Below are 19,471 nucleotides of genomic sequence, written 5' to 3'. Positions count from 1 at the left end.
GATTTGCACCTCCCCACGATCCCCGTGTCGTACCCCCTCCTCCTCCTCGAAATTCTCGAGGAACGAGGCATCACCCGGGACGCCGCACTGCGCGATACGGGGATTCATCCCGCCCTCTTGAGCCAGGCCGAGGCTCGGCTGACCACCCTGGAGTGGGTGCGGCTGGCGGCAAACGCCCTTCAACTCAGCGGCGACGAGGGACTCGGCTACGAATACGGATTGCGCCTGCGCCCATCCGCACACGGATTCCTCGGCTACGCCGCCATGACCGGCGCCAACATGCGCGAGGCGGTGGACCTCGGCGTGAAATACTTCCGCGCCCGCCTACGGCAATTCCAACTTCATTTCCTCCAGGATGACGATTGGGCCGCCGTGGAGTTGCGCGAGCGCGAACGCATCCCGGTCCTTCGCAGCTTCTTCATCGAGTGCGTGGTCATCGGGCTCTCGCACTTGCACAGTACACTCATCGGCGAGCCCCGCGCCGAAGGCGAGCTTTGGTTCGATTGGCCCGAGCCGGTGTACTACGCGCGCTACCGCGACCGCCTTCCGCCCGTGCGCTTTTCACAGCCGGCCAACCTGGTGCGTTTTCCCAAGGCGTATCTGGAACGCCGCCCGCTGCTGGCCGACGAAGCGGCCCACCGGCAGGCCCTCACGCAGGTCGAACGCGAATTCGCCAGCGTCCGCGAAGAAGAAGACGGCGATCTGGTGGCACGCGTGCGCGCCGAATTGCATCTATCGCTCGGCGGGTATCAAGACGTGCGCACGCTCTGCGCGCGGCTGGGCATGTCGCCGCGCACCCTCCGCCGCAAGCTGGGCGCGCAGCGAACCAGCTACCAGACGCTCCTCGACGAAGCCCGCCAACGCGACGCGCGCCATTTGCTCGAAGCCTCCGATCTCGACGTGCAAACCATCTCGGCGCGCGTGGGCTTCGACAACCCCGCGAACTTCACCCGCGCCTTCAAACGCTGGACGGGCTGCACGCCGAGCGGGGTGCGGCATTCGCGCACCCGAGAGCAGGCGCATTAGTTGGACGTTCCGCGGCGAATCGCTTCGTAGAACTGCTCCAGTCCCCTCTCCTTGTTCACGAGGAAGTCGACGACCTCCGCACTGACGTTGGTGTAATCCGTTTTCTGGAGGAGGCCATCGTAAGGCTGCGTGGGGTCGACGCGGTTTACGTCGGCCACCACGTCGATGAGCACCTCGATGGGCGATTGTCCTTCGAAGTTCGCATCCCGAATCGGCGTCACCGCATTCCTCAGCGCGCCGGAGACGACCTGGTTCGGGTCCATCTCCTTGCTGCAGATCTCCCGCCCGTCGCGGTCGACGTATTTGCCACTCACGCGCGAAAGAAGTGCCGTCTGCGCGTCGAGAAAGCTCTTTTGAACGATGCGCCCGCGCGCATCCTTGGCCGACTTTTCCACGGCGGATGCCAGCACGTGGTACAGCGGCACGAGGTGCTCCTCGTCGCCGAGGAGCTGCAGGAGATCGGCGGCGGATGCAAGGGTGCTGGCAAATGCATCGTTGTCCGACCGGCCGTCGAGGAGATACTGCAGCAAAAGCTCTATTTGCTTCCGCGCCTCGGGATCCTTGCGAATGACATCCATGATCTCGAGACCGGACGAAAAGAGCGGCCCGCCCAAGGTTTCCTCGACCTTCTTGGCCAGCTCCTCTTGCGCCCAGGTGCACTTCTCGAATGGCGGTGCAAAAGACTTCGGACACCGGGCGCCGAGCTGCGAGCGAAGAAGGTCGATGAGCTTGGGGGTCAATTTGGCGAGGATGGGATTCTCGAAAGCGCCATCCTTGACGGACAAGAATTGGTCCGCGAGCTGCGAGCGTGCGCGGCGGAAGTTGGTACGGCGCGCGGCATCGTCGGGGTGCGCTTTCTCGTGCGCATCGTAGGCGCGGTCGAATGCATCCATGGCATTGGTCAATAGGTAGGCCGGCGTCACCTGAGCAACCGGGGAGCCGTCGTTCTTTTTCGTACCGGTGTTGCCGTGTCGGTCTTTGAGCTGCAGGACCTTTTTCGAATATTCCGGATCGAGCATGGCGCGAATCATCTCGGCGGCCGCATCGATGCCGGAGAGTTCCCGAGAGCTCGTGCAAACGCCCTTCGCATCATAGGCTTCGCAACGCTGGACCTTCACCGAGCGAACGCCCTTGGCCAATCGTGAGAGCGCCGGCACGAGATCCGTCGCGAGAATCTCGACAACCAATGCCTCGTACGAATCGAGGCCTTGCCGGGTGCAATTCTGCCCGACCGCCATGAGGCATTCCTCCGCCGTGGCCGATGCATCGGGGTAATATTTGTAAATCTTGCTCGCAAGATCGAGGAACAGCTGCTCCTTCCGATGCTTCACGAAGGGCCTCAAGATCACGCTCATGGTGTCGTAGAGGCCAAAGTGCTCCCATAGGAAAATGGTATTTGCGTCGCGCTGCTGCAACCATTGCCCCTCGGCGCAGGTGCGCAGGCCGCGGATCTTCTTGTCGGGCGCGGCATCGATTTCGTTGGGCAGAGGATCCTCGATGACCCGCTCCTGGCACGCCTTCGTGCCGGTGACGGGGCCGATCAAGCCGTCGATGTGCTTGCGGGTTTGCGCATTTACATCATCGCCTTCGAAATCGAAGAACGCCAATCGATTCAGGAATTTCGGCTTCGGCGCCAGCACCCTCGATTCCGGTTCGGTCCAGAAGCCCTTGATGCCCGTGGAGAGCTCGAACATATCCACGCGCGCAGCACCGAGCGGACCGTAAATGGGGATTTGAATGAGCCCATCGCGCAGCATGCGATCGCGGACATAGAGGACTCCGGGCTTGACCGCATCGGGACGCCCCGTCGCAGGATCCGGGAGACGGTCCGCGACGGCCTGCCCGTTCACCACCGATTGGAGATAAAAGACGCCTAGGTTGTCGACCTTGATGAGCTCACACTCACGGTACGACGCACTTCCCGGCGGCACCGAGAGCGGCAGGGTGACATCGATCTCCTGTCCTGCAATGCGCACCTTGGCATAAAGTCGCGCGCCCTCCTTGTTGCACACGGTCACGCCGGAGGTATCGCTCATGATCCGCAGAAAGCGCATCAAGTCGCTCCGGTTCTTTCCGGTCTCGGGCTGGCGGCGATCGACGGGGGATCGCGGAACGTCTTTGCTGTTCGTGGTCAGGTTCCAGGTCGTGCCGTTGATATCGTGTTCATCGTACGAGAGCTCGTCGCGAAATGTTCCAAATTTGGAGTACATCGCACCGAGGTTCGAGGCGACGATGTCGTCTCCAAATGCGTAAAGGAGATCCTCGAGAAACCCCGGCTCTTGGGCAACCTGGGCCAGCAGGTCGAGAATGTCGTCCCAAAAGGTGGTCTCGCGCGGAATTTTCGCTTCATCGTGCTTCTTCGCGGTATCCAGCACGCGAAGCAATTCGCCGACCGCGCGCGCGATATCGGGTTGCTTGGTGGTAAACAGCTCTTTCACCAAGCCGAGCGTGGTGTCCGCATGGCGATCTCCGAGAATGGTTCCCAAGGCAAATACGAGATCCAACATGGGGGAATCGCGGCCAATTCCGTCGTAGGAAACGGCACCGGATGGATAGGTTTTGCTCTTTCGCTCGCGCGGGCCAACGGTGACGTGAAGGCCCCCGAGGAGATCCATCAGCGTCTCGTGGTTCGCGGCGGGGTCGGGATTCACGAGCGGCTTCAGATCCTGCATCAGGCGCGCGGCGAAGGTACTATTCGTATCGAGGTAATCGTAAAATGGCTCATGGCCAGCGAGCGCACGCCCCGCCGCATCCCGCGCGGCCGAATCCTTCGTCCCCGGAACCGAGGGAAAGGGCGCCGGCGGCAACGCACCATCGCGGGTGATGAAACGGCCGCGAGCGTCGACGTCGGGGATGCCATCGCCATCCGCGTCGACGAAGCCGCCCATCGCTGCAGGCGAGATCGATGCATAGCCGCGTCCGTTGCGCCGCACGATGTATTTCGGTATCGGGGCGGCAATGGCCGGATCGGTGCCGAAAAGCGCCTCTTGCAAGATCTCGAGGTTGTCGCGCGGTCGCGAGAGAACGATGCGCCCCGTCTGAGGATCGCGCGCCGAGGCGAGCGCCGGCGCCCGGGGATCGGCCTTGGTGGCGAGGAGCTCCGCATGCGCGGCCTCGAGCAGCTTGTCGAAGGAAGTATTGGCCGGACCGGGAACGGGGATTCGCTGACCGTCTTCGTCGCGCTGCGGATCGAGTTGATAGGGATTGGAGTCCGCCGAGAGAAGGCGAAGTGTCGCATTGGAGAGATCGCGCAATTCGGGATACGCGAGAATCGGGCGTAGGGCACCAAGGCCCGTTTCGACGGGGCGATATCCAAGGCGCGACGAAATATGCGACCACGCCCCCTGCGCTTCCTCGGAGTGTTGAAAGCTGTCGATGACCGTGGCCAACGATCCGGTGGATTGGGGAATGGTGCCATCGTTGTAGAGCGCGCCAATGCGCCCGAGCATGTCGCCGACTTGCGCCGCAAAGGATTGCTGCGCAGCCTTCTCGGGAGGATTGCACGACTTCGCGGGATCCGGATGATCGATGTCCTTGGTTGGACGTGGGGTCTCGGGAAAGATGGCGTCGAAGGCGCGAATGACTTCGGAACGACGGCGGGCGAGCGCCTCGACGCGGCCGACCATCTTGTCGCGATGGCGGCGCTGCTCGTCCAGACTCACGGGTTGTCCGCTCGCGTTCACCGCCGAGTCCATCGCGGGGAGCTTGGCGACATCGACTTTGTCGTCGAACTGGCCATCGACGGCTCGATGGCAGAGGGCGCGAAACGAGCCGCCGGAAAGGTCTTCCCGTAGGGCTTGCGCGCCAAATCTGTCGCAAATCACGCCATACATCTCTTCGCCGACGCTCGCCCTCGGCCCGTGGACGCGCGTCGTGTCGAGGCCCGATGCGCACGCCGGAACGAGAATGACGAGACCGCTGAGCGTCAGGGTTGCCACCAGGCCACTCTTGGGGCCCGTGAATGCATCGGCCATTGCGTCTCCTTCCCGCGTGCACTCGCACGTGCATTTCGCGGTGCGATATCGACTATGGGCGGGAGCCGACGGCGATCGTGAGGCGCGCCGAAGCCAGTTTGTTTGTCCCACAGGGCCAATCGACGGAGCGGAGGCGTCACAGCAACGACGTTATTTTCCATTGTTCGAAAGAAAGATCGCGCCCGCTGCAACTTGCGCGACTGACATGCGTCCTCGCTACGTACAGACAAGGACGAACGTGGATGGCATTCTGACGATAGGCGAGCTTTTCCTCGGAAAATATCGCGTCGAGAGATTGGTCGGCATGGGCGGCATGGGCGCGGTTTATGCCGCGGTCGACACCGATCTGGAGCGGTGGGTGGCCATCAAGGTGCTCCTGCCGGAAATCGCGCGCTCGCCCGCGGCGGCGGCGCGTTTCGTTCGCGAGGGGCGCGCGGCCGCACGCGTCGAGGGCGAGCACGTGGCCCGAGTGTTCGCCGCCGGGCGGACGCCCGAGGGCATGCCCTACATGATTCTCGAGTTGCTCGAGGGGCGCGATTTGCGCGAGGAGCTCGGGCAAGGTGTAAGGATGGGCATCGCGGAAGCGGTGGACATTCTATGCCAGGCGCTGGAGGGCGTCACCGAGGCGCATCGGCACGGCATCATCCATCGCGACTTGAAACCGGCGAATCTGTATTTGCATCGCAGGAGCAACGGCAAACGGGTGGTGAAGGTGCTCGACTTCGGAATCTCGAAGGCGGGTGGGTGGGAGTCGAAAGGGACCGATCCCGCGACGGGCGAGCTGACGATGACGCGAACGATGCTCGGCTCTCCTTCGTACATGTCGCCGGAGCAATTGGCGGATTCGAGGAAGGTCGACTGCCGCGCGGACATTTGGTCGCTCGGGATCATTTTGCACGAGATGCTGGCCGGGGCGCATCCCTTCGATTGCAAGTCGCTCGCGGGGGTGGTCCACGCCATCATGCATCGTGAGATTCCTCCCCTCGGGACGATTCGCCCCGAGGTGCCCGATGCGCTGCAAATCATCGTGATGCGATGTCTCGCACGAGACCTCTCGAAGCGGATTGGCGACGCCTCGGAGCTTCTACGATTGCTCACGCCGTTTGCCATGGGGGTGGACGACACGCTGGAAGTAACACCGGCGCCGCGCGTTTCCGAGTCTCTGCTCGAGAACGACCGCGCCTCGATGGAAATCGAGACCCGCGTCTGGTCACCACCCACGCGGGGCGCGACGCCGTTCACGGTGGTGCCGCCTTCCACTCCGCCGCGCACGCGGGCGCCTGCCGCCGCCAAGAAGCCATTCTACGAGCGCCTCCCCGTCATCATCGCCGTCCCCGTGATGCTGGTTTTCCTGGCGATGCTCGTCTTCTTGTACGCCTTCCGCTCGACCACCGCCCCCATCACGCCAAAAGCAGCGTCCCAACTCCTAGACTCGGGCCTCCGCGACGCCTCCTGAAACGCGCCGCGGGTCGGACGCCAACACCTCAGGGCATCGTTTGAGCGACCTCTTCTACCAGACTAGCTGGGAGCACATTGGGAAACGCCTCCACGAACTTCGACACGTCACGTTGAAGCTGACGCAGCGACGCACGTTGCAGCTCATGGTGATATTGCAGTGTATCCCGACATCGAAGGCGCAACCACGCGATATCGTAGCGAGGCATATCCGGCATTTGCTCGAGCGTCGAAAGACACTGCTCGAGACGTTCGACGATAGCCATATCGGCGGCTTGGGGCATCGCCCACGAAGTATACTCCGGTGGCGTACTTCGGTACGAGCAGCACAGAAAGTGACGCGGGCGCGGTTTACGAGGGTGCGCGGTTCCCCTTCCCCGTCGCGCGAAATTGGCACCTCGTGCCATGGGCAGGCGTGCGCGCGAAGATGCAAAGGCTCGAAATTGCATAGGCATCGCGTGTTCGTCGGTCGTTTCACTGGAACCTTGCAACTCGGAGATAAGTCGATAACGGCCTCCGCGGGCACCACCGATGGCGTACTCGCACGCATCGCGGGCGACGGCAGTGTCGGCGCACTCCGCGCATTGGGCCCGGCGTATTTCGCCTCATACGATGCAGCGGGGAACCACCGCTGGTCGAAGGCGCTTCGCGGCAATTCGGTGGGATACCTTCACGGCAAGCACCAAGTCGTCGTGCTCCAACACGAAGCCCCCAGCTCGACCAACCCAGACAGCAGCCAAAAATGGCTCGTCTTCGACGAAGGCGGCACACTGCAGCGTGAGCGAACCATCGCCACCGGCCAATTGCTGTATATCTACACGGAATTCCGCCTCTCCTCCATGAATGGACGCCTCTACGCCGGCGGCCGAATCGAAGGCTCCGCCACGCTCTTCGGCACGCCACTCACCGCCACGAAAGACGACGCCTTCGCCTTCAGCCAGGAGCCATGATTCGACCCGACTGACAAAAGGTTGCGCACGTTTTTCAACGATTCTCAAGCACACGAGACTGCATTCCATGACGATTGGCCATGCGCCCGTTGGCAAAACGAGCTAACTGCGTGCATGACCTCTCGCCATGGAATCATGATGGCCATTGCGGCCGTATTTCATCTCACGGCCTGTACCCATACCGACACGGACGAGCACGTAAACAGCGTATCGTCGCCCATCACCTTCGTAGGTGGATGCGACGGAGATCCGAACAAGGATTGCACGACGCCCAGGAACATGAAGGATTATTGGCCGTCCCCCCCCGTCGGCACGTTCATCCTGACGAGCTATCTCAATCAGGACGGCACCCGCTGCGCCAAGCGTACCCGTTACCGCGTCGGCACGCATGCAGCGGGTACCTCGTACATGTTCGACGAATACGATTGCATCGGTGAAGAGACCAAGTGGCTCACCACCTGGTATTACATGTTTGGTCCCAACGATGTGTCGGAATGGCGAGACGATGCCATCGACGTGAAAACCAAGCAGTGCATCTTCAAATCCTTCGAGGCGGACAAAGGTATTACCTGGGGAGGCATGTTGACGCCCGGGGTATGGTCGGGAAAACAAACGCACTGCGTGGATGGCGCTTGTGGCACGGTGGACGCTTGGGGGTGGAGTCAGTCACGACTCAATTACACCTTGAAGGACCTCACGGTGAATGGGACCACGTATCACTATGTGGCATACATTGCGAACCAACAGGTGAACTGCGCGGACCCCGAATGCAACACCACGTCGGATCCCATCAATGGCGGGTACTACCTCGTGCCAGCAACCGGCAGCGGAGGTTACGGAGGGTTCGTCCGTCAGGAGTACTATGACAAAGACTGGAACCTTTGTGACCACCACGACGCCGACGCGACATGCGTCACGACCGACTTCGACCAAGTCGATTGTCGGACCCGCGTCACCACGACGCATGCTTGCATGGGGCCTAGCCTCGCAACGACCGAGACCACCACACCAACCTCCGCTGCCTGCACTAAGAGCCTTCGAAACGCAGAATCATCGTATCCGAAATACCGCCCACGCGATTCGTCCTCTCTTTGACCGGCGAAAATCCGAGACGCAGGTACAATCGCCGGGCAGGGTTGTCCTGGCGCACGCTGAGTGACATCGCGGGATAGCGCCCGCGCGCGTGCTCGATGAGCTCGCGCAGCATGCGTGTGCCGAGACCGCGGCCGACCACGCCGGGCGCCGTGGCGATGGCCAGCTCCGGAATCGCATCGTCAATCCAGCCGTAACCGCGCTCCTCGCCCGCAAGCAGACGCAGCCAAGCTGCCCCCACCGGACCGGCCGAGCCTTCGGCCACCACGCCGAGATCGCCCGCTCGTCCGAAACCAACCACGTAGCGGCTTAGCGACGGCTGCGTCAAAAGTTGCTCCGGGTGCGCGCCAGGCTCGGTGTCGGCGTGGGCGGCGTAGAAGAGCATCGTCAGAAGAAACGGCTCATCGTCGGGGCGCGCGAGGCGAAGACTGGGGGCGCCATTCGATTCGGACATGTTCGGAGTATGGCACATCCATGCGCCTTCTCACGCGCGCGACGTTTCCCTCCGTCGCACGTATTCCGCCACGGAGATGCGCGCAAGAATATGCGCAGCATCCACGAACTCGGCCTCGGCGCCCAAGCCGATCATCGCACTGAGATCCGTGCAACCCACGATGAGCCGCTCGACGCCGCGCTCCCGATAAAGCCGCACGATGCTTCGCCACGTGTCGGCGAGATCCACCGGCCGTGCGCCTTCCGTCAGACGCGCGAGCACGTGATCCACGAGGGGCTGCGCCGCTTCGAGCACCACCGGCTCGACCCCGTTCTTCAGCAACCCCGCGCGATAGCCGCCCCAGGCCAAGGTCTCGGGTGTCGCCAACACCCCAACGCGCGTAGCACCTTCGCAAGCCTTCACGACGGTGGCGGCCACCATATCCATCAAGGGGATGCCCACGTGCGGGCGGATCTCGTCGAAATAACGATGCGCCGTACTGCAGGGAACGGCCACGAAGTCCACGCACGCCAGCGCCAGGCGACGGACGCCTCCGGCGATGGCCGCGCGCATCGCGCCATGATCGATGTCCCGTCCATCCTCATAAGGAGTGGGCAACGAGTACAAGAGAATGTGCGGATAATCCGCGTCACGACTGGCGCCATATTGCGACTGGCACTCCGCATAGACCCTATCCAGAAACGGCGCCGTCGAACCTGGCCCCATGCCGCCAAGAATACCTATCGTAATCAAGATTGACTCCGTCGTTGCTCTTCTAGCTAAATCGCCCTTTTCGGCAAGAGGCATTCGCGGAGTCCACCTCGTGGCGTATCCTCGACATCTTCGACATCTGGGCGCGATTCTGCGCAACATTTGAGGCACTCAGGCCGAGAAATGAATCACACGGCCGCCAAGAGCGCCGTCACCACCTCCGGGTGCGTCAGCATCGGGTGGTGCGCACTGGCGATTTCCGCCCACTTCCAACCGGACAGTGACTTCACCAACGCCGCGGAGCGGTCGATGACGGGATTCGTCGGGCTCGTGCAACGGATGTACGTGCGCGGCAAATGATTTCCAATCGGATTCCGTAGATACACTGGCGTGGTGTAGCTGCCCAACGGATGCGCGGTCACCCTCCGCTTGACCCAATCGTAATCGGGTGTGCCCTCGGTGAGCCCCCATACACCGGACGCTAGGGTCGTGGGTGCGGGAACCGCCAAGCCATGGGTTTCCTTTCGTGCAGCCGCCATCCGACTCGCCACCGAGTCGGGCGGGTACGCGGAGAATCCCGTTTTGCCCGACTCCACCACCACCGAGTCCAGCATGACCACGTGCGCGAGCCGCTCGGGGATCCGATCGGCGACGAGCGAAACCGGAACACCGGCGAAGCTGTGGCCCACCAACACGACTTGCGTCAATTCTTCCGATGCAATCGTCTGGATGAGATCCTGCGCAAACGTCTCGATGGTGATGTTCGATTGAAGCAAGTGCGCGCGGTCGCCCATCCCAGTGAAACTCGGCGCAAAGACGCGGTGGCCTTGCTTCCGCAGCCGCTCGGCGACGCGTGCCCACACCCAGCCACCCAAAAAGGAGCCATGCGCGAGCACGTAGGTGCGCGGGGACGGATTCGATGCCGCGGCAACGAACGACGCGGTCGTCACCGTGGCGGCAAGCCCGAACCCCAAACCGGCCCCAATGAATCCGCGGCGCGACGCCGAGATCTTGTCCATGTCCCGCACTACGCGCCATGGACCATCTCGTTTCGCGCCACGCCCTACGAATGTGAAAACCCACTACGACGCCGAGGCCGCTGTCCCCTCACCGGCGCAAAGCATGCTCGACCAGCGCAAGGCGATCCTGGCCCCAATAGAGATCTTTCCCGTCGACGACCCACGTCGGCGCACCAAAGACGCCCGCATCGACCGCCCGTTGGGTCGCGGCAATGAGCTCCTGTTTGATCTCCGGCGCCTGCGTGCGCGCGAGCACGTCGTCCGCCCCCTCGCCAATGAGCTCGCGAAGAACATGGTCGTTTGCAATGTCGCGATCCTCCGCCCAATACGCGCGGAAGGTCTTTTCACGAAAGGCCGCCCGGCGTTCCTCGGGCAGCGCGAGGTAGACGCGCATCGCCTTGACCGTGGACATGGGAAAGCGCGTGGGAAACTTGAACGGCACACCCCAATATTCGGCCCAACGCGACATATCTTGAAAGGTGTAGCGCTGTTTGGCCTCGCCCCAGGTGCTGAGGGGCGCATCCGCCTGCCCGATCGATCGGAACAGTCCGCCGAGCAGCATCGGCTGCCATCGCAAGGTCGCCCCCGTGCGCGCGGCGAGTGCGTCGGCCTGTGTCGAACCGAGGTACGCAAACGGCGAGGAGAAATCCCAATACAGATCGAGCGTATGAGCCATCGTCTTCGTCCTTTCATCGGCGGGCGCCCACTTCGCGCCCTCCACGAAGTGCATGCGGTCTTGCCCCCAGTACATGCGCTCGCCGTCGACCACGTACGAAGGCGCACCGAAAATGCCGAGCGCGATCGCGCGGTCCGTGCGAGCGCGAAGTTCGTCCTTGATGCCCTGCTCCTGGATGCGCGCGAGCACCGCGGCGGCATCGTGGCCGGCCGCCGTGAGAACGTGCTGCAACGTGTCCGGGTGCGATATCGGCCAACCTTGAATCCAATATGCACGGAAGAAGCCGTGCATCACCGCCGGATCCACGCCCGTGGCCAAGGTGGCACGCAGCGCCTCCACCGTGCGCATCGGATGATCCGGAGGCATGTGCAGCGGCGCGGAAAAGCGGGCCGCCCACCGCTGCATGTCGATGGCATTGTGCCGCGCCTTCGCCGGCGAAAGCTGGTTCATCAGATTCTGCGAGGTGCCAGCCGCCTTGAAGACACCGCCGAGAAGCATCGGCTGCAAGGTCAGCTGCGCGCCCATCCGCTCTGCGAGCGCCTCGACCTGGGTCGAGCCGAGGTAGGCGTAGGGGCAGGAGTAGTCGAACCAAAAGTCGAGGGTCGTGGTCACGTCATGGAAGAGTAAACCCTATCGGCAGAACTCCACCAGTAGATGCGGTCGCCCCCTGGCTTCGCACGCGCGAAGACCATGTGCGGCGCTCGCGCTGCACATGGTCTTGCCGTTGAGGCCCGCCCCGGCGTCCCCTCAGAGGGTAAACATCATGCCGAGGTCACCGACGAACGCTTGCCGCAGGGAATCGAACCGTCCATCGTCGGCCGCGACCAGCGCAAACTTGGACCGGTAATACGAGCCCTCGAGGTACACCGCGGCGAACTTGGATATGCGGATCTCGTACCCCACCCGCACGGTAATATTGTATTTGAGCCCGGGCCCCGTGCCGCTCAGCGCCGCGGGACCCGGCGTCGCACCTGCCGCCGCCGCCGGGTAGGAGTACGACGGAGACACTTTCGAGGGCTTCAAGGTCTGCGCCGTGCCGCCGTGCGCGTATATCGCGTGGCTGTCACTCACTTTGTACTTCGCCGAGAGGAAGCCGCCGATTTCGTCGATGTCGTCCTCGCCGACACGCTGACCAAGGGCGAGAAGGCTGAGATTGGCCAGGTTTCGACCGACGTACCCTTCCGCGCGCACGTTGAATGGTTTGACCGGCGTCAAATCGAAATAGAGCGCACCGCCCCCCGCGGTGACGTAATGGTCATTATTGGTCCCCGGTCCAAACCGCAATTGGCTGACGATGCCGCTCACACCGACGCGCCCGACGTCGCCGGCCAAGTACGCCGCGCGCACGGCAAAGGTCGGCATGCGCGAAAGCTCGATGGAGGCATCGCGGTTCGTATTGTTGTTTCCCTGCAGGCCGATGGCCGCGCCGAGCTCCAGGTTGGGCAGGGTGTAGAGCACCTTCAGCTGTTGGCGCATGAAACCGGTGTTGCCGGCGAGGTAGGCCGCGCCCACCAGATTGTAACCGTGGGGCGCGATGGGGGCGTGAAGATCCCAATCCTGGCCGGCGACGAGGAGCACCTCGTTCGAGGGAGCCCACTCGCCCTTGGCAATGCGGATGCGCGGAACCGACGCGACGGTGGGTGATGCTTTGGTGAAGTCGACCAAGTCGAATTCGAGCTGCCCGCGCACAGGCTCCTTTTCATTGACCCAAACGCCAAAGCGGGATTGCGCCACTTGAAAGGTGGCACGCGCATCGTCCGGCACCGAGGCCAGCGCGGGATTGCCCGCCGCGCTGATCGCCGAGGCATTGGGCTGCGAGAACGATTCGACCGCGGCCGAGGACACGGTGACCGTGGGTTTGACCCACGCGTAGAAACGGAGAAGCTGCTTTTCCTCTTTCGGCGCCTCCTTGGGAGGCTCCGGCGGGGGCGGTGCCGGCGTTGGATACGCTTCGGCGGGTGCAGGCTCGGGTTCGGCGGCGGGTGCCGGCGCGGGCTCCGGTGAGGGCGAAGGCGCCTGGGCATAGGCCGGCACCGACACGGTCAGGAGGGTGGCAACGGAAAGGAGGATGGCTTGCTCACGCATCGGAGGCCCCCTCGAGTCGACCCGACTTGTCGATGTAAATGCCGCCCACGATGGCCGTGAGCAGCGCCACGCCGCACGGATACGCGAGCCCGGCATAGATGTTCCCCGTGGACGTCGTGAGCCATGTGGCAATCAGCGGAACGAAGCCGCCGAAGATGCCATTGCCCACGTGGTACGGAAGCGACATCGACGTATATCGAATACGCGTGGGAAACAGCTCCACCAGAAACGCGGCAATGGGACCATAGACCATGGTCACGTACAGGACCTGAATGATGAGCAGGATGGCCAGCCCCACGTAATTGGGATTCGCCGGATCGGCCGCGAAGTACTTCATGCCCATGTAGATGGGCACGTAGGTGAGCGCGCCCAAAAGGCAGCCCGCGAGCATGATCGGCTTGCGCCCGATCTTGTCGGAAAGGCGCCCGAACACGACGAAGAACGGCGTGCCTACGGCCAGCGAGATGGCCACGAGGATGTACGACGTCGCGAAGTGCACCTTGAGCGTATTCTGCAAAAAGAACAGCGCATAAAACTGACCGGTGTACCAAACGACGCCCTGGCCCGCGGTGGCCCCGAAAAGGGCAATGAGCACGTACCGCAGGTTCTCTTTGTTGGCAAAGCTCTCCTTCAGCGGATTCTTGGAAACCTTGCCGCTCGACTTCAATTTCAAAAAGAGCGGAGACTCGTGCAGGCGAAGCCGGATGTACACGGAGACGGCCAGCAGCACGAAGGAGAGCAAAAACGGAACGCGCCAGCCCCACGACTTGAAGGTGGCGTCACCCAGCGAAAGCCGCGTGGTGAGAATGACCGCCAGCGATACGAAGAAGCCCAAGGTGGCCGTGGTCTGAATGAAGCTCGTGTAATAACCGCGTCGGCCTTCCGGGGCGTGTTCGGCGACGTACGTGGCCGCGCCGCCGTATTCACCGCCCAGCGCCAAGCCTTGCGCCAGTCGCAGGGTCACCAGCAAAATCGGCGAGAGGATCCCCACGGTCTCGTACGTCGGCAAGAAGCCGATGAGGGCCGTCGAAAGTCCCATGATGAGAATCGTCACGAGGAAGGTGTATTTGCGTCCGACCAAGTCTCCGAGCCGCCCGAAGACGATGGCACCGAAAGGGCGCACCGCGAAGCCGGCGCCGAAGGTCGCGAGGCTCGCGAGAAGCGCCGCAGTTGGGTTCCCGGTTGGGAAAAAGAGCCCGCTGAAAAAGGCCGCGAGGCTGCCGTAAAGGTAGAAGTCGTACCATTCGAACAACGTGCCGAGGGACGACGCGCCGATGACTTGGCGCAGGTCTACTTTCACATCATCGACCGGTCGCGCAACGGGTTCGGGGTGAACAACGGGAACCGTTTCGTGCTGGAGCATGGCGCGGCCGAAGCGCAACGGTCATGCCTGTTCCGTTATCGTTCGGAAACATCGTTTTTTCGAGCATTGACGCGATATGCCATTATCCGCGTCATGCGGCGCCGGGTAGCGATAGGTAGCAAGCGGACGTTACCAAACGACACGCGCCGTAGACTACCTTTTGCGCGGTAGGTTCATGCGCTGGCGTCGCTCCCAGAGCGCTTTTCGGCTCATTCCAAGGCGCCGCGCCAACTCGGCTTCGGTCAGCTTGTCCTGATTCTCCAATACGAATTTGCGAAAATAGTCATTCAACGACAAGGACGCCTCCGCAGGCGGAGCGGCCGACGTTCGCTCGGCCTCCTCGTCGGCCGCATCGAGTCCCAAATGCTCCGGACCAATGGCGCCGCCATCCGAAAGCACCACGGCGCGCTCGATGGCATTCTCCAGCTCGCGCACGTTCCCCGGAAACGCGTGCGCACGCAGCACCGAAATGGCCTTGTCCGACAGAGCGAGCGCCGGACGCCCGATCTTGCTGCAGGCCCGCTCGATGAAGGCCTGCGCCAAGGCCAGCACGTCGCCTTCCCGCTCGCGCAAGCTCGGAAGGCGCACCTCCAGCACCCGCAGTCGAAAATACAAATCGCCGCGGAAGGTCCCCTCTTTCACCTCGGCCGCCAAGTCGCGGTGGGTGGCGGCCACCAGGCGCACGTCGACGTGCTGCGTGCGTGATGAGCCGACGGGACGCACGTCCCCCGTCTGCAGCACGCGAAGCAGCCGCGCCTGCGCATTGAGCGGCAGCTCGCCAATCTCGTCCAGGAAAAGCGTGCCGCCGTCCGCGGCCTTGAAGAGACCCGCGTACGCCGATGTCGCGCCGGTGAACGCGCCGCGCTCGTGGCCGAACAGCTCCGATTCGATGAGCGATTCCGGGATCGCCGCGCAGTTCAACGTCACCATCGGCCTCGCCGCACGGTGCCCGTGCTCGTGCAGTGCCCGCGCCACGAGCTCCTTGCCCGTCCCGGAAGGCCCCAGCACCAGCACCGTGGCATCGCTCGATGCGATGCGGCGAATGCGCTGCCGCACCGCCTCCATCGCCGAAGACTCGCCGATCAACCCGAAGGGATCCGCCCGCGGCGGGCGTGATTTCCCCGGCACCGGAACCTGGGTGCCCGCGATGAGCCGCTCGATGGTCGCGAGCAATTCGTCGAACTCGAACGGCTTCGAAATGTAGTCCACCGCCCCGCGCTTCATCGCGTCCACGGCCCCGCGCACGGTCGCGTAGCTCGTCATGATGAGCACCGGCACGCCGCCAGCGCGCTCGATGAGGCACGTGCCCGGCGACCCCGGCAAGCGCATGTCCGCGACGATCAACTGCACGTCCGCGAGATCCGCGCGCTCCAGGGCCTCCTCCGCCGATCCCGCCTCGGCGACGTCGTAACCGTGCCGCGACAGAAATCGGCACAGCTCGGAACGAATGACCACTTCGTCTTCGACCAGGAGCAATCGCTTCACACGTTCACCATGTCTCGTCCGCTCTCGTAGCTCTCGCGCTCTCGTCGCGCGCGGGGCCAGCGAACCATCACGCGCGTCCCCACACCGTATTCCGTTTCCAAGGTCACGTCGCCTCCATGCTCGCGCACGATGGCGAAGACCACGGAAAGCCCGAGCCCGGCACCGGCCGCACCGTCCTTCGTGGTGAAGAACGGCTCCGCGACCCGGCCCACGATGTCGGGGTGAATGCCCGTCCCCGTGTCGGCGACGCAAAGAACGACGCTGTCGTCCTGCGGCTGTGCATCCACGACCACGAGCCCGCCCTCGAGCGAAGCATCGCTCGCGTTGGTCAGCAGGTTCACCATCACCTGCACCAGCTGCTGCCGATCGGCGAGCACCTCCAGGCTGGCATCGCACAAATTCTCGAAACGCAGGCCGCTCCGGCCGCGCCCCATGCGCGTCAAGGTGATGGCCTCGTCCACCAACGGTGCCACCGGCAAACTGCCCACGGCCACGCGTGGCGCCGCCGACGGCAGTCCATCGGCCCCCGCCCCCGTGCGCGTGAAGCCCAAAAGGTTGCGCACGATGGCATCGATGCGCCGCGTTTGCTCGAGGATCGCGGCGGCCCGCTCGTCGGGCCGATCCGCGGGAAGTTGCGCGATGTTCTCGGCCAGGCAGGCGATGGCGGTCGTGGGGTTGCCAATTTCGTGCGCCACACCCGCGGCGAGCCGCCCGATCGACGCGAGGCGATCCTGATGCGCCACTTGCGCGGTGAGCACGACTTGCTCGGTGTAGTCCTCCACGAGAAACACGGCACCGCCACCCCCTTCCCCGTCGTCGTCATGGAACACGGCACTGGGCAGCGGCGTGCGGTGCACGCGCACCACGTGAACGCGTGAGCCCGCGTGGATGCGATGCTCCCGGCTCGCCGCACTCAACGCGTCGGGCGGAATCGTAAACACCGCCGCCCACGCGGGATCGAGCACCTGCACGGGCGAGCCGATGACCGACATTGCCGGCGTGCCCACGATGTGCTCCAGCGCGCGGTTCCACAGGATGATGCCGCCCTCGGGCCCCAGGGCACACACGCCCAGCGGCAGCTCCTCGAGCACGGACATCAGGTAAAATCGCACGCGATCGGCCTCGTTCTTCGCCGATTTGAGCGCGCCCGCGAGCGTGGCGTCCAAGAGCGGCTCCGTGCGCAAATGGGTATTCACGATCATGCGCGCGAGCACCGGGCCCACGAGGCTCGACAAATTGCGCTCCACGCGCCCACGCACCCGCGCCGCATCGACCGCGCCCACCTCGGACAGCGCGCGCCGCACCTCGAGCTCGGCGACCTTTTCACCCAGCACCGGCGCGAGCCGTTCGCTGAAGGCATGCACCGAGGTCACCACCACGCGCTCCGCACGGGGTGCATCGGGGTCCATCGCGCACTGCGCGGCGCCTTCGAGCTCGCGCGGGCGAGGGCCGAACACCAGCGAGCCCACCACGAATGCCCCGGTGTTGAGCAATGTCGCGGCGAAGAGCGGCAGCGACCACGTGTCATGCTCCGGCACGCCGAAGAGCGCTCCCAGCGAAGGCCACGATCCGCGAAGTTCCACCGGCAAGAGCAGCGGCCCCACGGAGGTGACGAGCCACACGAGGAAGCCCAGGGCGAGCCCCACCAGGAAGGCACGGCCGCTGGCGCGGGGCCAAAACAGCGCGCCGAGGAGCCCCGGAACGAATTGCGCAAGCGCCACGAAGGACGAGATGCCCGCGAGCACGAGAAGCCCGTCGCGCCCGCGCGCCTCGAAGAAGCCGTACCCGGAGAAGATGAGCAACGCCATCACGGTGCGCTGCAACCAGCGCACGCGGTCGTAGGCATTCTCGCCGAGGATGCCCAGCTTCAGCGGGAGCACCAGGTGGGTGACGACCATGCGCGACAGCGCCAGCACGGTGACGCTGATCATGGCGCTGGCCGCCGACACGCCGCCGAGGAAGGTCAGTAGCGACACGAAGGGCGCGCCCCGCGAAAGGGGAATGCCCAGCGCGTAGTAATCCGCATCCGTCCCTACCTCGAGCACGCGCCCCGCGAACAAGATGGGCACTGTCGGCAAGGTGAGCACCAGAAGGAACAACGGGAAGACGAAGCCGGCCACCCGCAGATCCCGTGCGGTGGTCCCACGGCCGAAGGCGATTTCATATTGCCGAGGCATCAAAAAGGCCGCCGCCGTCGACGCGAGGAGCAAGGTGGAGAAGCTTCCCCCCGAGCGCAACGGCTCGCGCAATGCCTCCTCGAGGTGCGGGTTCTGCTTCACGTACGCGCCGAGGCCGGCCACATCGCCGAACGCGTGGTGCACGGCAAAGGCGCCGACCACGAGAAGGCACACCAGCTTGACCATCGACTCGACACCGATGGCCAGAATGAGTCCTTCTTGCCGCTCCTCCTTGGGACCTTGGTGCGCGCTGAACAAGGCGGTGAAAAGGGTCATCGCCGCGCAGAAAGCCAGCGCATACGACGGCGATGGATCGTGCCCCGTCGCAACGCACAGCGAATCGGTGACCGCGATCACTTGCTGCCCGAGGTACGGCACGCTGGCCACCACGAGCACCAACGTCGCCACCACACCGACGCTCTGGCTACGAAAGCGAAACGCAAAGAAGTCGGCCAGCGATCCGAGCTGATACGCCGTTTGAATCCTCCGCACCGGCTCCCAGAGCAGCGGCACGAGGAGGCACGCCACCACCGGCCCGAGGTACACCGCGAGAAACACGAGCCCGCGTTCCGCAGAAAATCCGACGCTCCCGTAGTACGTCCACGTCGAGGCGTACACGCCGAGCGAGATCGCATACGAATAGGGCGAGTTCGCCAACCGCCGCAACGACGCCACCCGCCGCGCGGCAATGACGAGCACCAGCAGTACCACCAGGTACGCCGCCGACGCCGCACACACCAACGCGAAGGACAGGTGCACGCGCTACCGCACCCCGCGCCACACGACCACACCGTAGAGCGCCACGAGCCCGAACCCCACGACGAACGCCGTCCACCACGGCGCGTCCGCCCGCAGCCACACGTACCGCAACGGCGACACGAGCACCACCAACGCAAACCCAAACAGCGCCAGCGAAGCTTGGTCCGTCGGAACCCGATGCGGCGATTTCACGCCGTCAAGAATACACGCTGCAACCCTCCTAACGCCGTTCGCGTTCTGCTCGAAGGAGAGGATTTACAGGAAGA

The 19,471-nt window shown here is 63.9% G+C and carries 15 protein-coding genes; 4 read left to right on the top strand and 11 right to left on the bottom strand.

Annotation, left to right across the window (positions count from 1 at the left end; translation table 11 throughout):
* The first annotated feature begins 24 nt into the window (after nucleotides 1-24).
* Nucleotides 25-1,026, top strand: coding sequence for an AraC family transcriptional regulator (locus tag LVJ94_09550; GenBank protein WXB07478.1), 1,002 nt, complete (start codon nucleotides 25-27; stop codon nucleotides 1,024-1,026).
* Here LVJ94_09550 and LVJ94_09545 read toward each other — a convergent pair.
* Nucleotides 1,023-5,000: a hypothetical protein gene (locus tag LVJ94_09545; protein ID WXB07477.1), complete on the bottom strand. Its 3,978-nt coding sequence runs from the start codon at nucleotides 4,998-5,000 to the stop codon at nucleotides 1,023-1,025. The two genes, LVJ94_09550 and LVJ94_09545, sit on opposite strands and share 4 nt — an antisense overlap.
* A 238-nt stretch (nucleotides 5,001-5,238) precedes the next feature.
* Here LVJ94_09545 and LVJ94_09540 point away from each other — a divergent pair, with 238 nt between their 5' ends.
* Nucleotides 5,239-6,456 (top strand): serine/threonine protein kinase, encoded by a 1,218-nt coding sequence (locus LVJ94_09540; protein ID WXB07476.1) that lies wholly within the window; start codon nucleotides 5,239-5,241, stop codon nucleotides 6,454-6,456.
* Between the two features lie 28 nt (nucleotides 6,457-6,484).
* Here LVJ94_09540 and LVJ94_09535 read toward each other — a convergent pair whose 3' ends face one another.
* Nucleotides 6,485-6,739: a hypothetical protein gene (locus tag LVJ94_09535; GenBank protein WXB07475.1), complete on the bottom strand. Its 255-nt coding sequence runs from the start codon at nucleotides 6,737-6,739 to the stop codon at nucleotides 6,485-6,487.
* Nucleotides 6,740-6,913: 174 nt separating this feature from the next.
* Here LVJ94_09535 and LVJ94_09530 point away from each other — a divergent pair, with 174 nt between their 5' ends.
* Nucleotides 6,914-7,405, top strand: a complete 492-nt coding sequence (locus tag LVJ94_09530; GenBank protein ID WXB07474.1) for a hypothetical protein — start codon at nucleotides 6,914-6,916, stop codon at nucleotides 7,403-7,405.
* Nucleotides 7,406-7,519: 114 nt separating this feature from the next.
* Nucleotides 7,520-8,500, top strand: a complete 981-nt coding sequence (locus tag LVJ94_09525; GenBank protein WXB07473.1) for a hypothetical protein — start codon at nucleotides 7,520-7,522, stop codon at nucleotides 8,498-8,500.
* On the opposite strand, the gene LVJ94_09520 is transcribed toward LVJ94_09525, so the two are convergent.
* From LVJ94_09520 to LVJ94_09480, 9 genes are all read right to left on the bottom strand, one after another.
* Complete coding sequence (locus tag LVJ94_09520; GenBank protein ID WXB07472.1) at nucleotides 8,433-8,951, bottom strand: GNAT family N-acetyltransferase; 519 nt, start codon at nucleotides 8,949-8,951, stop codon at nucleotides 8,433-8,435. The two genes, LVJ94_09525 and LVJ94_09520, sit on opposite strands and share 68 nt — an antisense overlap.
* A 30-nt stretch (nucleotides 8,952-8,981) precedes the next feature.
* Entirely contained in the window at nucleotides 8,982-9,656 is a 675-nt protein-coding gene (locus LVJ94_09515) for an aspartate/glutamate racemase family protein (protein WXB07471.1), read from the bottom strand.
* Nucleotides 9,657-9,829: 173 nt separating this feature from the next.
* On the bottom strand, nucleotides 9,830-10,660 hold the full coding sequence (locus LVJ94_09510; protein WXB07470.1) for an alpha/beta hydrolase: 831 nt from the start codon (nucleotides 10,658-10,660) through the stop codon (nucleotides 9,830-9,832).
* An 88-nt stretch (nucleotides 10,661-10,748) separates the two neighbouring features.
* The gene (locus LVJ94_09505; protein ID WXB07469.1) at nucleotides 10,749-11,948 is read right to left on the bottom strand and encodes a 2-hydroxychromene-2-carboxylate isomerase; all 1,200 of its coding nucleotides are present in this window, start codon (nucleotides 11,946-11,948) and stop codon (nucleotides 10,749-10,751) included.
* Between the two features lie 135 nt (nucleotides 11,949-12,083).
* Complete coding sequence (locus LVJ94_09500) at nucleotides 12,084-13,421, bottom strand: hypothetical protein (protein ID WXB07468.1); 1,338 nt, start codon at nucleotides 13,419-13,421, stop codon at nucleotides 12,084-12,086.
* Complete coding sequence (locus LVJ94_09495; GenBank protein WXB07467.1) at nucleotides 13,414-14,721, bottom strand: MHS family MFS transporter; 1,308 nt, start codon at nucleotides 14,719-14,721, stop codon at nucleotides 13,414-13,416. The genes LVJ94_09500 and LVJ94_09495 overlap by 8 nt, the downstream gene beginning before the upstream one ends.
* Nucleotides 14,722-14,937: 216 nt before the next feature.
* Nucleotides 14,938-16,269: a sigma-54 dependent transcriptional regulator gene (locus LVJ94_09490; GenBank protein ID WXB07466.1), complete on the bottom strand. Its 1,332-nt coding sequence runs from the start codon at nucleotides 16,267-16,269 to the stop codon at nucleotides 14,938-14,940.
* The gene (locus LVJ94_09485) at nucleotides 16,266-19,205 is read right to left on the bottom strand and encodes an ATP-binding protein (GenBank protein ID WXB07465.1); all 2,940 of its coding nucleotides are present in this window, start codon (nucleotides 19,203-19,205) and stop codon (nucleotides 16,266-16,268) included. The genes LVJ94_09490 and LVJ94_09485 overlap by 4 nt, the downstream gene beginning before the upstream one ends.
* 3 nt (nucleotides 19,206-19,208) lie before the next feature.
* Complete coding sequence (locus LVJ94_09480) at nucleotides 19,209-19,397, bottom strand: hypothetical protein (protein WXB07464.1); 189 nt, start codon at nucleotides 19,395-19,397, stop codon at nucleotides 19,209-19,211.
* Nucleotides 19,398-19,471 lie beyond the last annotated feature (74 nt).

The organism is Sorangiineae bacterium MSr11367, from assembly GCA_037157805.1.
Lineage (GTDB): Bacteria > Myxococcota_A > Polyangia > Polyangiales > Polyangiaceae > Pendulispora > Pendulispora rubella.
This window is presented reverse-complemented; position numbering and strand designations above follow the sequence as displayed.

Coding starts and splice junctions, on each gene's coding strand:
- LVJ94_09545 (WXB07477.1), bottom strand. CDS start 5,000: ATGGCCGATGCATTCACGGGCCCCAAGAGTGGCCTGGTGGCAACCCTG.
- LVJ94_09535 (WXB07475.1), bottom strand. CDS start 6,739: ATGCCCCAAGCCGCCGATATGGCTATCGTCGAACGTCTCGAGCAGTGT.
- LVJ94_09525 (WXB07473.1), top strand. CDS start 7,520: ATGACCTCTCGCCATGGAATCATGATGGCCATTGCGGCCGTATTTCAT.
- LVJ94_09520 (WXB07472.1), bottom strand. CDS start 8,951: ATGTCCGAATCGAATGGCGCCCCCAGTCTTCGCCTCGCGCGCCCCGAC.
- LVJ94_09515 (WXB07471.1), bottom strand. CDS start 9,656: ATGGGGCCAGGTTCGACGGCGCCGTTTCTGGATAGGGTCTATGCGGAG.
- LVJ94_09510 (WXB07470.1), bottom strand. CDS start 10,660: ATGGACAAGATCTCGGCGTCGCGCCGCGGATTCATTGGGGCCGGTTTG.
- LVJ94_09500 (WXB07468.1), bottom strand. CDS start 13,421: ATGCGTGAGCAAGCCATCCTCCTTTCCGTTGCCACCCTCCTGACCGTG.